At 58.9% G+C, this 15,354-nt stretch carries 16 protein-coding genes; 3 read left to right on the forward strand and 13 right to left on the reverse strand.

Annotated elements, in window-relative coordinates; translation table 11 throughout:
• Positions 1-22: 22 nt before the first annotated feature.
• From nusB to nrdR, 4 genes are all read right to left on the reverse strand, one after another.
• Positions 23-442: a transcription antitermination factor NusB gene (gene nusB / locus DW58_RS09130; protein ID WP_024549843.1), complete on the reverse strand. Its 420-nt coding sequence runs from the start codon at positions 440-442 to the stop codon at positions 23-25.
• A 21-nt stretch (positions 443-463) separates the two neighbouring features.
• Complete coding sequence (ribH, locus tag DW58_RS09135) at positions 464-934, reverse strand: 6,7-dimethyl-8-ribityllumazine synthase (protein ID WP_024549842.1); 471 nt, start codon at positions 932-934, stop codon at positions 464-466.
• A gap of 91 nt (positions 935-1,025) precedes the next feature.
• Entirely contained in the window at positions 1,026-2,129 is a 1,104-nt protein-coding gene (gene ribD / locus DW58_RS09140; RefSeq protein WP_024549841.1) for a bifunctional diaminohydroxyphosphoribosylaminopyrimidine deaminase/5-amino-6-(5-phosphoribosylamino)uracil reductase RibD, read from the reverse strand.
• Between the two features lie 5 nt (positions 2,130-2,134).
• Positions 2,135-2,584: a transcriptional regulator NrdR gene (gene nrdR, locus DW58_RS09145; protein WP_024549840.1), complete on the reverse strand. Its 450-nt coding sequence runs from the start codon at positions 2,582-2,584 to the stop codon at positions 2,135-2,137.
• A 150-nt stretch (positions 2,585-2,734) separates the two neighbouring features.
• Here nrdR and DW58_RS09150 point away from each other — a divergent pair, with 150 nt between their 5' ends.
• Together DW58_RS09150 and DW58_RS09155 are read left to right on the forward strand one after the other, a co-directional pair.
• A complete protein-coding gene (locus tag DW58_RS09150) occupies positions 2,735-3,274 on the forward strand; it encodes a SadB/YajI family lipoprotein (RefSeq protein WP_024549839.1) in 540 nt (179 codons plus the stop codon).
• A 308-nt stretch (positions 3,275-3,582) separates the two neighbouring features.
• The gene (locus tag DW58_RS09155; RefSeq protein WP_024549838.1) at positions 3,583-4,473 is read left to right on the forward strand and encodes a nucleoside-specific channel-forming protein Tsx; all 891 of its coding nucleotides are present in this window, start codon (positions 3,583-3,585) and stop codon (positions 4,471-4,473) included.
• Between the two features lie 45 nt (positions 4,474-4,518).
• On the opposite strand, the gene DW58_RS09160 is transcribed toward DW58_RS09155, so the two are convergent.
• The 7 genes from DW58_RS09160 to queA all read right to left on the reverse strand — a co-directional run bounded on the left by DW58_RS09160 (position 4,519) and on the right by queA (position 11,266).
• Positions 4,519-5,220 carry a helix-turn-helix transcriptional regulator gene (locus tag DW58_RS09160; RefSeq protein ID WP_024549837.1) on the reverse strand — a complete coding sequence of 234 codons (702 nt, stop codon included), beginning with the start codon at positions 5,218-5,220 and terminating at the stop codon, positions 4,519-4,521.
• A 51-nt stretch (positions 5,221-5,271) separates the two neighbouring features.
• A complete protein-coding gene (locus tag DW58_RS09165; RefSeq protein WP_024549836.1) occupies positions 5,272-5,637 on the reverse strand; it encodes a VOC family protein in 366 nt (121 codons plus the stop codon).
• A 144-nt stretch (positions 5,638-5,781) separates the two neighbouring features.
• Entirely contained in the window at positions 5,782-6,753 is a 972-nt protein-coding gene (gene secF, locus DW58_RS09170) for a protein translocase subunit SecF (protein ID WP_024549835.1), read from the reverse strand.
• A gap of 10 nt (positions 6,754-6,763) precedes the next feature.
• Positions 6,764-8,611, reverse strand: coding sequence for a protein translocase subunit SecD (secD, locus tag DW58_RS09175; protein WP_071789884.1), 1,848 nt, complete (start codon positions 8,609-8,611; stop codon positions 6,764-6,766).
• 24 nt (positions 8,612-8,635) lie between these two features.
• A complete protein-coding gene (gene yajC, locus DW58_RS09180; protein ID WP_024550835.1) occupies positions 8,636-8,968 on the reverse strand; it encodes a preprotein translocase subunit YajC in 333 nt (110 codons plus the stop codon).
• 21 nt (positions 8,969-8,989) lie between these two features.
• A complete protein-coding gene (gene tgt / locus DW58_RS09185; protein ID WP_024550836.1) occupies positions 8,990-10,117 on the reverse strand; it encodes a tRNA guanosine(34) transglycosylase Tgt in 1,128 nt (375 codons plus the stop codon).
• Between the two features lie 78 nt (positions 10,118-10,195).
• Positions 10,196-11,266, reverse strand: coding sequence for a tRNA preQ1(34) S-adenosylmethionine ribosyltransferase-isomerase QueA (gene queA / locus DW58_RS09190; protein ID WP_024550837.1), 1,071 nt, complete (start codon positions 11,264-11,266; stop codon positions 10,196-10,198).
• Between the two features lie 93 nt (positions 11,267-11,359).
• Between queA and acpH the strand changes: the two genes are divergently transcribed.
• Complete coding sequence (gene acpH, locus DW58_RS09195) at positions 11,360-11,941, forward strand: ACP phosphodiesterase (protein ID WP_029592776.1); 582 nt, start codon at positions 11,360-11,362, stop codon at positions 11,939-11,941.
• Here acpH and malZ read toward each other — a convergent pair.
• Both malZ and proY read right to left on the reverse strand, forming a co-directional pair.
• Entirely contained in the window at positions 11,938-13,755 is a 1,818-nt protein-coding gene (gene malZ, locus DW58_RS09200) for a maltodextrin glucosidase (RefSeq protein ID WP_024550884.1), read from the reverse strand. The genes acpH and malZ overlap by 4 nt on opposite strands.
• A gap of 159 nt (positions 13,756-13,914) precedes the next feature.
• Positions 13,915-15,288: a proline-specific permease ProY gene (gene proY / locus DW58_RS09205; RefSeq protein ID WP_024550883.1), complete on the reverse strand. Its 1,374-nt coding sequence runs from the start codon at positions 15,286-15,288 to the stop codon at positions 13,915-13,917.
• Positions 15,289-15,354 lie beyond the last annotated feature (66 nt).

The following is a 15,354-nucleotide window of genomic DNA, read 5'->3' on the forward strand; positions in this document are numbered from 1 at the left end:
GCCGGTAAAACCGGCCTGGAGATTATTTTCTGTGGGGGCGGATCTGCGGAGCGGCTTTATCCAGCACGCCGTTGACGAACTTGTGGCTGTCTTCTGCACCAAAGGTCTTGGCCAGCTCGATGCCTTCGTTGATCGCCACTTTATAGGGCACATCGTCACGCTTAGACAGTTCATACAGCGAAATGCGCAGCACCGCTCTCTCGACCTGACCCAGCTCGTCAAGCTGACGAGACAGGTAAGGCGCCATCAGGCCGTCGAGATATGCGCTGTTAGTCGCCACTCCGGACAGCAGTTCGCGGAAGTAGTTAACGTCAACATCGCTGACGTCCTGTTCCGCCAGGAACTGATATTCAACATCGGCGATGTCGTTTTTGGATAACTGCCAGGAGTAGAGTGCCTGGACGGCACACTCGCGGGCACGGCGACGAGCAGCAGGTTTCACGGAATTCCCCTTACAAAAAAATCAGGCCTTGATGGCTCTCAATACATTGATCATTTCAAGCGCGGTCAGTGCGGCTTCCGCACCTTTGTTACCGGCTTTGGTGCCAGCGCGTTCGATGGCTTGTTCGATGCTTTCGGTGGTCAGTACGCCAAACGCAACCGGGATTTCACTCGCCTGCGCGACGCCTGCCAGACCATTGCTGGCCCCACCGGCGACATATTCAAAGTGGGCAGTACCGCCACGGATAACGGTGCCGAGGGCGATAACCGCATCGTATTTGTCGGTTTTCGCCAGCGCCTGCGCAGCCAGCGGCAGCTCATATGCGCCTGGAACCCACACCACGGTAATATTGTCATCGCTGACCTGGCCGATACGCTTAAGCGCATCGATCGCGCCTTCCAGCAGGCTGTCGTTGATGAAGTTGTTAAAACGCGCGATGGTGATGGCGACGCGAGCGTCCGGAGCGGCAACGTTGGCTTCAATAATGTTCATACTTTTCCTTAATGGGGTTCAGGCCCCCACATACAGGGGGGCGGATTTTACCACAAACTTAATGACGCTGCTTACGTTTTACAGCCCGTATTCAGGCATGCGTCAAATGGAGGCACAGGTCAGGGCCAACCTGGCGTACCTCGCTAAATTTCAGCGCTGGCGCAGCGGCCAGCGTCTCAAGACCCGGTAACCGACACAGTCCGCGGGCGTCATCGCCCAGCAGTTTAGGGGCGACATAGACGATAAGCTCATCCACCAGCCCGGCCTGTAACAGTACCCCGGCAAGGGTCGCCCCGGCTTCCACCCAGATACTGTTAATCTGGCGCTTGCCAAGCTGCATCATCATCAGCACCAGGTCCAGATGGCCGTTATGCTCCGGAACAATGAACTGCTCAACGCCGGTGGGCCACGTCTGCTCATCCGCCCGTGGGCGGGCAAGCCAGGTCTCGCCCGGCTGGTTAACAATGCGGTGCGCCGGGGTTACGCGGCTCTGGCTGTCCAGCACGATACGCAGCGGCTGGCGCACCTCTGACTCGGCGTAGCGCTCGCGGGTTGGCTGGTCCAGCTCGCCCCAGCGCACGGTCAGGGCCGGGTCGTCCGCCAGCACCGTGGCACTGCTGGTAAGAATAGCGTGACTTTGCGCGCGCAGGCGCTGCACATCGCGGCGCGCCTGGGGAGAGGTGATCCACTGGCTTTCGCCGCTCGCCATGGCGGTACGCCCATCAAGGGACGCGCCCATCTTGAGCTGAATAAACGGGAAACCGGTGCGCATGCGCTTGAGAAAACCGCGGTTCAGCGCTTCGGCTTCGCTCATCATCAGCCCGTGGCTGACCTCAATACCGGCCTGCTGCAGGCGGTACAGCCCGCGCCCGGCAACCTGCGGGTTCGGATCCTGCATCGCGGCGACCACCCGCGCGACACCCGCTTCAATCAGCGCCTCGCAGCACGGCGGCGTGCGGCCATGATGGCTACAGGGTTCGAGCGTCACGTAAGCCGTGGCGCCACGCGCCTTGTCACCTGCCATGCGCAGGGCATGCACTTCCGCGTGGGGCTCCCCGGCGCGATAGTGAAAACCTTCCCCGACGATCTCGCCGTCGCGCACGATAACGCAGCCCACGCGCGGGTTGGGATGGGTGGTGAAAATTCCCTGCTCAGCCAGGCGCAGCGCCCGGGCCATATAGAATTCATCGCGCATGGTCATCAGTCCTGAAGCCTCGCAATCTCTTCCCCGAACTCGCGGATATCTTCAAAGCTGCGATACACCGAGGCAAAGCGGATATAGGCCACCTTATCGAGCTTCTTCAACTGCTCCATGACCAGATTGCCGATCATCTTGCTGGGAACCTCGCGCTCGCCGGTGGCGCGCAGGTGCGATTTGATGTGGTTGAGCGCCATTTCCACGTCATCGGCGCTCACCGGGCGTTTTTCCAGCGCTTTCAACATGCCGCTGCGCAGCTTGTCTTCGTTAAACGGCTCGCGCACGTCGTTGCTTTTCACCACGCGCGGCATCACCAGTTCCGCAACCTCAAAAGTAGTGAACCGTTCGTTGCAGACCAGGCACTGACGGCGGCGTCGCACCGACGAGCCTTCACCAACCAGACGGGAATCAATCACTTTTGTGTCTACAGCGAAACAGAATGGGCAATGCATAGCGCGTCCTGAAGAATGGATAAACTGAGGTCTAGTGTAACCCGAAGTGGCGGCACGACAAAGACGAAGCGTTTTGAGACAAAGGATCTATTCATCCCGTTTAGCGAGCGTCTACTCTAATAACAGCCTGATAAATGAAGGAATCCAACAATGGCAAAACGCTACATGAAACTCCTGATGGTGGGCAGCCTGCTTTCGCTCACCGCCTGCGCACAGCAAAGCGACGTTCGTCAGATGCACAACGAGGTCAAAACGCTTAATCACGAGATGACAAAGCTGACCGAGCAGACGGTGAAGCTGACCCAGCAAAACGCCCTTAACAAACGCTCCACCTCTGGCGTGTATCTGCTGCCGGGCGCCAAAACCCCGGCGCGCCTCAACAGCCAGATCGGCATGCTCGGCATGTCGTTGCAGGACATCACCGCAGACGCCAACGGGACGCGTGCCACGCTGAAGATCAGCGGCGAATCTAACGAGCCGTTACCGGCGTTTACCGCCACCGTTGAGTGGGGACAGATTCAGGGCACCACGGAGAGCTTCCAGGAAGTGAACGTGCAGAATACCCTGGTCAGCGCGCCGGCCAGCACCCTGGCACCGAGCGACGTCCTGATTCCGCTGAACCTGCCGGGTATTACCCCTGAGATGCTGGGCTTCGTGCGCATTCACGATATCCAGCCCCTCACGCCATAATGAGAACCGGCGGCCCAGCGCCGCCCGTTTCGTTACATTTTTCCCCTTTCTTCCCCGCTTTTGCCACCGGGTCATAACCAGACGATCTCGCCTTTGGGTTGCGTTAAACGACAATCTGAGTAGAATCCCTGCCGTTCAATGTACGCAAACGTGAACGCAATCGATTACGTGCATGAGAAGAATGTGAAACAACACATATTTTTGTGAGCAGGGATTTCTATAATAGTCGCGCGTCAAACAACTGTAGCGGTTGTGGTTGCACTCAGGTTCCTTATTCCCGTCAGGGATTTCTAATCAGTGGCATAAATATGAAAAAAATCGTCTTAGCCGCCGGCGCAGCGCTGGCTCTCTCCGGATCGTTCTCTGCCAGCGCAGCGGAGACTAAAAACAACGAATACGTTTCTGACTGGTGGCACCAGAGCGTCAACGTGGTGGCGAGCGCCGACACCCGTTTCGGGCCGCGTCTGCGCAACGATACCTATCTGGAATATGAAGCGTTCGCCAAAAAAGACTGGTTCGATTTTTATGGCTACATTGATGCGCCGAAATTCTTTGGCGGTGACTCCACCTCAACCGGCATCTGGGATCACGGCTCCCCGCTGTTTATGGAGATCGAACCGCGCTTCTCTATCGACAAGCTGACCGGCACCAGCCTGGCGTTTGGTCCGTTCAAAGAGTGGTACTTCGCGAACAACTACATCTACGACATGGGTCGCAACCAGGCGAATCGCCAGAGCACCTGGTACATGGGTCTGGGTACCGATATCGAAACCGGTCTGCCGATGAGCCTCTCCCTGAACGTGTATGCCAAGTACCAGTGGCAGAACTACGGCGCGTCCAACGAGAACGAGTGGGACGGCTACCGCTTCAAGGTGAAATACTTCGTGCCGATCACCGAGCTGTGGGGCGGCAACCTGAGCTATATCGGCTTTACCAACTTCGACTGGGGTTCCGATCTGGGTGATAGCAACCATCTCGACCTGAATGGCCGTCACGCACGTACCAGCAACTCCATCGCCTCCAGCCACATCCTGTCGCTGAACTACGACCACTGGCACTACTCTGCCGTGGCGCGTTACTTCCATAACGGCGGCCAGTGGAATGATGGTGCGGACCTGAACTTCAACGACGGTAAAGGTGACTTTACTGTTAAATCTAACGGCTTCGGCTGGTACCTGGTGGTTGGCTACAACTTCTGATAGCAGACGCCAGACAGAGAAAAGCCGGTCAGATGACCGGCTTTTTTATTGCCCGGCAGCGATGCCGCGCGCGCGTTGCCGCTGCACAAAATCATCCAGCGAGCGCCCTGCAACCTCGGTGAAATGCCGCCCGGTGCGCACAACCTCCTGACAGCGATCGAGGCGAAAACTGCGATAGTCGTTGCGGGCCTCACACCAGGCCACCACCACCCACACCTCGCCCCAGAACGTCAGGCCCAGCGGATGAACGTGGCGCACAGACGCCTTCCCCTGCGCATCCTGATAGCACAGTTTCAGCACCTCAAGCGCGCCGATGGCGGCATGGATGGCATCAAAGTGCGCTTTCACCTGCGGATACTTGTTGAAATCCGGCGACAGAATGCGGCTGCGCTCTGCCACCGCACGCCGTTCCGGGGTCAGCACGTTCAACAGCTTCTCTTCGGCGCGGCTTGCTGCCTCTGCCATCGCGGCCCCGCTCCAGGTCTGCACCAGGCGAATCGCGGCCACCATCGCTTCTACCTCCGGCGCGGTCAGCATCAGCGGCGGCAGATGATAGCCCGGCAACAGATGATAGCCCTGCCCCGCCTCGCCCACCACCGGCACCCCGGAAAGCGACAGATCGGTAATGTCGCGGTAGATAGTGCGGGTTGATACCGCCAGCCGCTCAGCAAGCTGCTCGGCGGTTACCTGCTTGCGGCTACGCAGGATCTGCACAATCTGAAAAAGGCGGTCAGCACGTCGGCTCATGGCTGGTCACTCGGGTCCTGGCCCCAGATAAAGAAAGCCGTATCAGAGCACTCAGGCAGGCTGATGTAAACCCACCCGGTTGCCTTCACAGTCGATGATCAGCGCGATGGTACCGATATCGTGCGGCAGCACCACCGGCCCGACGCTGTACGCGCCGCCCATCGCCGCAACGCGCTCCAGGGTCGTGGCAAGGTCCGGCGTCGCGAGGTAGACCACCGCCCCGGCTTGCGAGGGGGTAAACAGCTCACCTTTTACCAGCGCACCGCCGGTAGCCGGTTTGGTATGGGGAAATATCGCCATCTCGATGCCGGCGACGGTTTCGCGGCGTAGCGTCACGCCTAGCGCCTCCTGATAAAACGTCACGGCGCGCTCGAGGTCGTGGACCGGAATTTCAAACCAGTTAATCAGCGTAGTCATTGTCTGTTCCTTCGGTAATGGCGGGAGAAGTCCCGAAGACGCAGTATCCCGCCCCCCTCCTGACAGCATCCTGTCAGGAGCAAAACCGCAGGCAAAAAAAAACCGCAGCCGGTAAGGCTACGGTTTTCGATAACGACGCGGAAATTACGGCAGGATGGATGGCTGATCCGCCCCTTCCTTCTCGACTTTCTGCTGCAGCAGGTGCTCGCGCTTCATACCGAGCTTCAGCGCCAGCGCCGAGGCCACGTAGATAGACGATGCAGTACCGATGGAGACACCGATCAGCATGGTCAGCGAGAAGCCTTGTAGCATCGCACCGCCGAAGAGGTAGAGCATCAGGATAACCACAAGAGTGGTACCGGATGTGATCAACGTCCTCTGCAGCGTCTGGGTCAGCGACACGTTAAAGATTTCATAAGGCGTACCGCGACGGATCTTGCGGAAGTTCTCACGAATACGGTCGGACACCACGATGCTGTCGTTCAGCGAGTAGCCAATGACCGACATCAGCGAGGCAACGATGGTCAGATCCACTTCAATCTGGAACAGCGACAGCACGCCCATGGTGATCACCACGTCGTGCGCCAGCGCGATAACCACCCCGGCCGCCAGACGCCATTCAAAGCGGAAGCCGACGTAAATCAGGATGGAGATCAGCGCCACCAGCAGCGCCATCGCGCCGTTGGTCGCCAGATCGGCACCCACGCTCGGCCCGACAAACTCAATGCGCTTCACGGCGGCGTTCTGGTCAGTCGCCTGGTTAATGACGCTCAGCACTTTGCTGCCCAGCTCCTGGCCGCCGGTGGCGCCCTCGGCAGGCGGCATACGCACCATGATGTCGCGGCTGCTGCCGAAGTTCTGCAGCAGCGGCTCTTCAAAGCCCGCTTTTTCCAGCGACTGACGCATCAGATCCATATCCGCTGGTTTCTCCAGCGAAATTTCGATCACGGTACCGCCGGTGAAGTCGAGCCCCCAGTTGAAGCCGCGCACACCGATAACGATGACAGACACGATCAGCAGGAAAGCGGAGATGCCGAAGGCCCAGTAGTCCCAGCGCATAAAGTCATAGACTTTACGGCCGTGGTTCAATTGTTCAACAGTATATTCCTGTGCCACAACGCACTCCTCAGATAGACAGCTTTTTGACGCGTTTGCCGCCGTACAACAGGTTTACGATGGCACGGGTACCGACGATTGCTGTGAACATTGACGTTGCGACGCCAATACCGGTGGTAATGGCAAACCCTTTGATCGCTCCGGTACCGACGGCATACAGGATGATGACCTTGATAAGCGTGGTGATGTTCGCATCAAAGATGGAACTGAACGCGCCTTTGTATCCTTCGTCGATCGCCTGCTGCACTGAACGTCCGTTACTAAGCTCTTCCTTAATACGTTCGTTTATCAGTACGTTCGCATCCACCGCGACGGCAAGGGTTAACACGATCCCCGCAATACCCGGCATGGTGAGCGTTGCCCCTGGCAGAAGCGACATAATCCCGACAATCATCACCAGGTTCGCGAGCAGCGCGGCCGTCGCGATCAGGCCGAACTTCTTATAGAAGAACAGCATGAAGATGATGGACACCGCCAGGCCTGCAAGACAGGCTTCCAGACCCTGCTGGATGTTCTGTGAACCCAGGGTCGGGCCGATAGTACGCTCTTCCACGATCTGGATCGGCGCAATCAGCGCACCCGCACGCAGCAGCAGTGACAGCTGGCGCGCTTCGTTCGGGTTGTCGATACCGGTGATGCGGAAGCTGTTACCAAGACGCGACTGAATGTTCGCGATGTTGATCACTTCTTCCTGTTTCACCAGCACGGAGCGCCCGTTGGCATCTTTCTTACCGCTGTCCTTATATTCAACAAAGAGCGTGGCCATCGGTTTATTGATGTTGTCTTTGGTGAAGTTAGACATGATGTTACCGCCCGCGCCATCCAGTGAAATGTTCACCTGAGGCTGGTTGTACTCATCCATGCTGGACGTGGAATCGGTGATGTGGTCGCCGGTGAGGATCACGCGTTTGTACAGCACAACCGGCTGACCTTCACGGGTTTTCTTCACTTCGGAGTCGCCAGGCACACGGCCTGAAGCAGCGGCGCTGGCATCAACGTTGGTATTTACCAGACGGAACTCAAGCGTCGCGGTGGCGCCGAGGATCTCTTTGGCGCGTGCGGTGTCCTGAATACCCGGTAGTTCGACCACGATACGGTCGGCGCCCTGGCGCTGTACCAGCGGTTCGGCCACACCAAGCTGGTTCACACGGTTACGCAGAATAGTGATGTTCTGCTGCACCGCGTACTCACGCGCTTCGCTGAGGCGGGCATCGGTCATAACGGCGCGAATACCGGCGCTGCCATCGTTGCTGATAACCAGATCCGGATGGCGGCTGCGCAGCCATGAGGCACCGGCGTCACGCGCATCCGCATCGCGGAAGACGATGCTGACACCGTAGTTATCGATTTTACGCACCGTGGTGTAAGGAATAGACTTCTCACGCAGGTCGCTGCGCAGGGTATCGATATTCTGTTCCTGAAGCTTGCTGAGCGCGGTGTCCATATCCACTTCCATCAGGAAGTGAACGCCGCCACGCAGGTCAAGGCCCAGCTTCATCGGTTCGGCCGCGATCGCGCTCAACCAGCGCGGCGTTGCCGGGGCAAGGTTAAGTGCCACCACGTAGTCGTCGCCGAGCGTGGAGAGCAGCGCTTCACGCGCACGGAGCTGAGTGTCGGTCGAGTCGAAACGCGCAAGAATAGCGCCTTCTTCCAGCGCCAGTGACTTAGCGGTAATTTTTTGTTCTTTTAAGGTGTTCTGGACCTGATTCAGCGTTTGCTCACTGGCGGCGCCACCGCGCGCGCCAGTGATTTGAACAGCCGGATCCTCACCATACAGGTTGGGAAGTGCGTAAAGCAGGCCGACGATTAGCACGACGACCAGCATGATGTACTTCCACAAAGGATAACGGTTTAACACGGCAGTTGCCTTTGATAATGGGAATTACAGCGCCTTCATCGTACCTTTCGGCAGAACGGCAGCGACGAAATCACGTTTGATAACCACTTCAGTGGTATCGTTCAGCGCGATAGCAATGTAACCGTTGTCGGTCACTTTGGTTACGCGTCCAACCAGACCGCCGTTGGTCAGCACTTCATCACCTTTGGCAATGGAGTCCATCAGCTTTTTATGCTCTTTGGTGCGTTTTTGCTGCGGGCGCAGGATCATGAAATAGAAAATCAGACCGAAAACAACCAGCATCAGGATCAGAGACATCGGGCTGCCCTGAGATGGCGCACCAGCTGCTGCTACCGCATCAGAAATGAAAAAGCTCATTAAAATTCCCTCATTATTAAATTAATCAACGTTCAAAGGTGGAACCGGTCTACCCTGGCGTTGGTAAAACTCCGTGACGAAGTGCTCTAATTTACCTTCTTCAATAGCCTTGCGTAAACCAGCCATTAAGCGCTGGTAGAAACGCAGGTTGTGAATGGTATTGAGACGCGCGCCCAGTATTTCGTTGCAACGGTCGAGATGATGCAAGTAGGCGAGCGAATAATTGCGACACGTATAGCAATCGCACTCAGGATCGAGCGGACCGGTATCGCTTTTATACTTCGCGTTGCGGATTTTCACGACGCCCGTGGTGACGAACAGGTGGCCGTTACGCGCGTTGCGGGTCGGCATGACGCAGTCGAACATATCAATACCGCGACGCACCCCTTCAACCAGGTCTTCCGGTTTCCCCACGCCCATCAGGTATCGTGGTTTGTCAGCCGGGATTTGCGGGCAGACATGCTCCAGGATGCGGTGCATATCTTCTTTTGGTTCCCCAACCGCCAGACCGCCGACAGCGTAGCCATCAAAGCCTATCTCTACCAGACCTTTCACGGAGATATCGCGTAAATCTTCGTAAACACTGCCCTGGATAATGCCGAACAGCGCATTTTTATTGCCAAGGGAATCAAAGCGATCGCGGCTGCGCTGCGCCCAGCGCAGCGACATTTCCATGGAGCGTTTTGCATAGTCCCAGTCGGCCGGGTACGGCGTGCACTCGTCGAAAATCATCACGATGTCGGAGCCGAGATCGTACTGAATTTCCATCGATTTTTCCGGATCGAGGAAGATCGGGTCGCCGTTGATCGGATTGCGGAAGTGAACGCCTGCTTCGGTGATCTTACGGATGTCGCCGAGGCTGAACACCTGAAAACCGCCGGAGTCGGTGAGGATCGGGCCTTTCCACTGCATGAAGTCGTGCAGATCGCCGTGCAGCTTCATGATCTCCTGGCCCGGACGCAGCCAGAGGTGGAAGGTGTTGCCGAGGATAATCTGCGCACCGGTGGCTTCAACCTCTTCCGGCGTCATGCCTTTTACGGTGCCGTAGGTACCCACCGGCATAAAGGCCGGGGTTTCAACAACGCCGCGCTCAAACACGAGGCGGCCACGGCGGGCGCGCCCGTCGGTGGTATCTAGTTCAAATTTCACAATATTCTCCACATCAGAGAAACAGTCTGATGATTAAGACACACACGCCGTCGGCCTGATGCCGGCGGCGCAGAATGATTACGCGCCAGGGCGCTCGTTTATCGCTGCCGGATTGTACGTGATAAACATCGCATCACCGTAACTAAAAAAGCGATACTGCGCGTTTACCGCGGCCTGATAGGCGTTCATGGTGTGCTTATAGCCGGCAAATGCTGACACCAGCATGATGAGCGTTGACTCCGGCAGGTGGAAGTTGGTGATCAGCGCGTCAATCACCCGATACTGGTAGCCGGGGTAGATAAAGATTTTGGTGTCGCCAAAGAAGGGTTCGATCAGGTCGTTTTTCGCCGCCTGCGCCGCGCTTTCCAGCGAGCGTACCGAGGTGGTCCCAACCGCGATCACACGGTTGCCGCGCGCCTTGGCACCCAGCACCGCATCCACTACGTCCTGAGGCACTTCCGCATATTCGGCGTGCATGATGTGGTCTTCAATGCTGTCAACGCGCACCGGCTGGAAGGTTCCAGCCCCGACGTGCAGGGTGACGAACGCCATCTCCACGCCCTTCTCGCGCAGCTTCTCCAGCAGCGGCTCGTCAAAGTGCAGCCCGGCGGTGGGCGCCGCGACGGCACCCGGCTTCTGGCTGTAGACGGTCTGATACAGCTCGCGGTCGGCATCTTCATCCGGACGCTCAATATAGGGCGGCAGCGGCATGTGGCCGATATCGTTCAGGATATCGAGAACCGGGCGCGCATCGTTAAACGCGATTTCAAACAGCGCGTCGTGACGGGCCACCATAGTGGCGCTGATGCTCTCGTCATCGCCCAGCAGCAGCTCGGCACCTGGCTTCGGCGCTTTCGAGGCGCGCACGTGTGCCAGAATACGCTTGTCGTCCAGCATGCGCTCCACCAGCACTTCAATCTTGCCGCCGCTGGCTTTGCGACCGAACAGGCGCGCGGGAATCACCCGGGTATTATTAAAGACCAGAAGGTCGCCGGGGTTGAGTTTATCGAGTAGATCCGTGAAAGTGCCATGCTCAAGCTGCCCCGTCGGCCCATCCAACGACAGTAATCGGCAGGCGCTACGCTGCGCCTGCGGGTAATGGGCGATAAGTGAATCGGGTAACTCAAATGCAAAATCTGAAACGCGCATGGCTGGGACTCGTGAGGTAAAAACAGGCGGCCTAGTCTAGTGCTGGTGCGCTTTTGCTGCAACCCTAAGCCTGATTACGGACAGGATTAAACCATGAACTTTCTTGCTCATTTGCATCTTGCCCAGCTGGCGCAAAGCTCGCTGCTCGGCAATTTGCTGGCCGATTTTGTACGCGGCAACCCCGATACGCTGTTTTCGGCGGAGATCGCCGCGGGCATCCATATGCACCGCCGCGTTGATGTCCTGACCGATAACCTGCCGCAGGTCAAACAGGCCAGGGCGTGGTTCCGTCCGCATACCCGCCGCGTGGCGCCGATCACCCTCGACGTGATGTGGGATCATTTCCTGTCGCGCCACTGGGCGCAGCTCTCGCCGTCCCAGCCGCTGACAGACTTTATCGCCCATGCCCAGGCCAGCATCGTGCCGCATCTGCCGGACACGCCGCCGCGCTTCGTGAACCTCAACGACTACCTCTGGTCCGAACGCTGGATGGAGCGCTACGCCGGCATGCCGTTTATTCAGAATGTACTCAACGGCATGGCGACCCGCCGCCCGCGGCTCGATGCGCTGCGCGACTCATGGCATGACCTCGATACCCACTACGGCGCGCTGGAAGCCCTGTTCTGGGAGTTTTATCCGCAGATGATGGACCAGGCGCGCCGCCAGACGCTTTAGCGGCTGCGCCACACCGTGGCCGAGAGGGCCGGCAGCGTCATCTGCTGTTCGGCAATCTCCCCCTCACCTTCCACGCACGCCCACGTCCGTTCAGCGGTGAGCGGCGACCAGGGCAGCGTTACGCGCTGCGCCTCGCCGCGGTTGATTGCCACCAGCACCGCCTCACGCTGCAACAGCCGCACGAACACCACCACATCGCCCTCGGCATACAGCACCTGGCAGCCACCGCGATGCAGCGCCGGGCTGCGCTTGCGCAGGGCCGCCATCCGCTGATAGAGCGCCAATAACGCGCGATCCTGCTGCTCAGCACGCCACGGGAACGGCTTGCGGCAGAACGGATCGTTATTGCCATCCAGCCCCACCTCATCGCCATAGTAGATGCAGGGCACGCCGGGCCAACTGAAGAGCCACACCACCGCCAGCGGCAGCCGGGCCACATCCTTGCCGAGGATAGTTTTAAAACGGGCGGTGTCGTGGCTGTCGAGCTGATTGAACATGCGCAGCTGCTGCTGATGCGACAGCCCGGCGCGGTATTGATCCATCCACGCCACGCAGGTCCGGGCATCGATCTGCTGCGGATCGTAAGAGATATCGGTATTGGCCAGGAAACCCCATAGCGGAATGGTAAACCCGCGATAGTTCATGGCCGCGTCTTCGGCATCGGCCTGCAGCCAGGCGCGGGCGTCACCGAAGTGCTCGCCCAGTACAAACGCCTGCGGATTGACCTCCCGGGCCGCGCGACGCATCTGCGCCACGTGATGCAGGTTGTTCTTCGCCCCGCCCTCTTCGCCAAGCATATGCACCACGTCGAGCCGCCAGCCGTCCATTGACCAGGGCGCTTTCAGCCAGTGGCGCACAATGCTGTCCTCCCCGCCATACACCTCCTCCACCAGCCCGGACGAGCGGTAGTCGAGCTTCGGCAGGCTGGCGTACCCCAGCCAGTCGTGGGCATGCCCCGTGTCGGAGAACAGATACCAGTCGCGCCACGGGGAGTCCGTGTGGTGGCAGGCGCCGCGATCCGACTGACGATGGCGATCGAACCACGGGTGCGAATCCCCGGTGTGGTTGAACACGCCGTCGAGGATCATACGCATGCCGCGTTGCCGGGTATGGTCACGCAGCCGCTGCAGCGCCGCGTCACCGCCAAACTGCGGATCGACGTGGCGGTAGTCCGCGGTGTCGTATTTATGGACGCTCGGCGCGGTAAAGACCGGATTCAGCCACAGCGCGGTAACGCCCAGCTTTTGCAGATAGGGCAGCTTTTCAGTAATGCCATCGAGATCGCCGCCGTAGAAGGTCGAGCCGCCGGCCTCGGCGGTGAGCGGCTCGTCCCAGTCGCGGCGCACGATATCCTGCCCGGCCGCGTGGTGGTGATAGACCGCATCCTGCTCCGGACGGCGCGTGCGGGAACGGGCGAAGCGGTCGGGGAAGATCTGGTAAAACACCTGATCCGCCACCCACTCCGGCCCGGTGTCCGGCAGGTCGATGGCGAACTGTTCGAGACTGGCCGGTGGAAACGCGGCGAGTCCCTGGGGCGTGAACCAGCGTTGCCGCGTCGGCCACAGCAGCTTGAAGCTGTAGCGACGGCGCGACAGGCCGCGGGAGAGGTCTATTCGGCCGCACCAGGCCGTTACGCCCGCCGGCACCCCGCGCCGAACGCGGGTCATGCGCAGCGACGTCTCTTCGTTATCGTATTCGTGGCGCAGCGTTACGCGCTCCGGCAGATCGTCTCCCGCCAGCCAGAGCGTAATCAACACGCTGTCCTGCTGCGGTTTTACAAACGGTGCAACCGGCAGATGCCAGGCATTCAACATAGCGTTTCCCCATCATTAACAATGCGTTCAGCTTGCCATATCACGCGGGCGCGTCCCTCCTCACTGGCGCCAGATCCTGGGGAGGAGAGACGGGGCGGAGCGCGTCGAAAAGCGTAGTGGGGAAACAAAAACCCCGCCAGCGCGGCGGGGTTTCAGGGGTTAGCGTAGTGCAGCGCGCCGCTTATCGTGGCGGCACTTAAACACCCAGCCCACCAGCAGGAGCGCAATCCAGGCGAAGCCCACGTACAGCGAGATGCGGGTTTCCGGGTGATAGCCGATAAGGCCGATAATAAACACCAGGAACAGCAGCCCCACCACCGTGGTGAAGGCCCCGCCGGGGACTTTAAAGGTCAGCGCTTTCACCTCTTCCGGGGGCAGGCGTTTGCGGAACGCAATCTGCGACAGCAGGATCATGATCCACACCCATACCGTGGCGAAGGTCGCCAGCGAGGCGATCACCAGGAAGACGTTCTCCGGCATGATGTAGTTGAGCCAGGCGGCAAACAGCAGCGCTACGGTCATCACCAGCACCGTGACCCACGGAATGCCTTTGCGCGAGGTTCTGGCAAACACTTTCGGGGCGCTGCCCTGCTCCGCCATGCCGTGCAGCATGCGGCCCACACCGAACACATCGCTGTTAATTGCCGACAGCGAGGCGGTCAGCACCACAAAGTTGAGAATGCTGGCGGCAAAGGTTATGCCCAGATGCTGGAAGGTGAGGACAAACGGGCTGCCGTTGGTGCCGACCTGGTTCCACGGATAGATGGACATGATCACAAACAGCGTACCGACGTAGAACACCAGGATGCGCATCGGCACCGAGTTGATGGCGCGCGGAATGGATTTCTGCGGGTCTTTCGCTTCCCCGGCGGTGATACCGATGATCTCAATGCCGCCGTAGGCGAACATCACCATCTGCAACGACATCACCATGCCGAGCCAGCCGTTGCTGAAGAAGCCACCGTTGGTCCACAGGTTGCTGATACCGGTCGGCTGTCCGCCGTTGCCGATACCCCAGATGATGATGCCGATACCGGCGGCGATCATGATGATAATGGTGGCAACTTTGAAGAACGAGAACCAGAACTCCATCTCGCCGAACACCTTGACGCTCATCAGGTTCACCGCGCAGATGATCATCACCACGCTTAGCACCCAAATCCAGTGCGGCACCGTCGGGAACCAGACGCTCATATAGATGCCGAACGCCGTGACGTCGGCGATGGCGACAATCAGGATTTCAAAGCAGTAGGTCCAGCCGGTGATGTACCCCGCCAGCGGGCCGAGGTTCTCCTGGGCATAGCGCGAGAACGAACTGGCCGCCGGGTTATGCACCGACATCTCGCCAAGGGCGCGCATAATGATATAGGCCGCGACGCCGCCGATAATATACGCCAGCAGCACGCTCGGCCCGGCCATTTTGATGGCGTCCGCCGAACCATAAAAAAGCCCGGTGCCGATCGCCGAGCCTAACGCCATAAAGCGGATGTGCCTTGTGCTCAAACCGCGTTTAAGCGAGTTCACCTTTTCCATCTTTTCTTTACCACCCAACACAATAAAAAAACCACGGGGCGACTACCCCGTGGTTAGACATAATAC

It is taken from the genome of Siccibacter turicensis LMG 23730 (assembly GCF_000463155.2).
Classification (GTDB): Bacteria; Pseudomonadota; Gammaproteobacteria; order Enterobacterales; family Enterobacteriaceae; genus Siccibacter; species Siccibacter turicensis.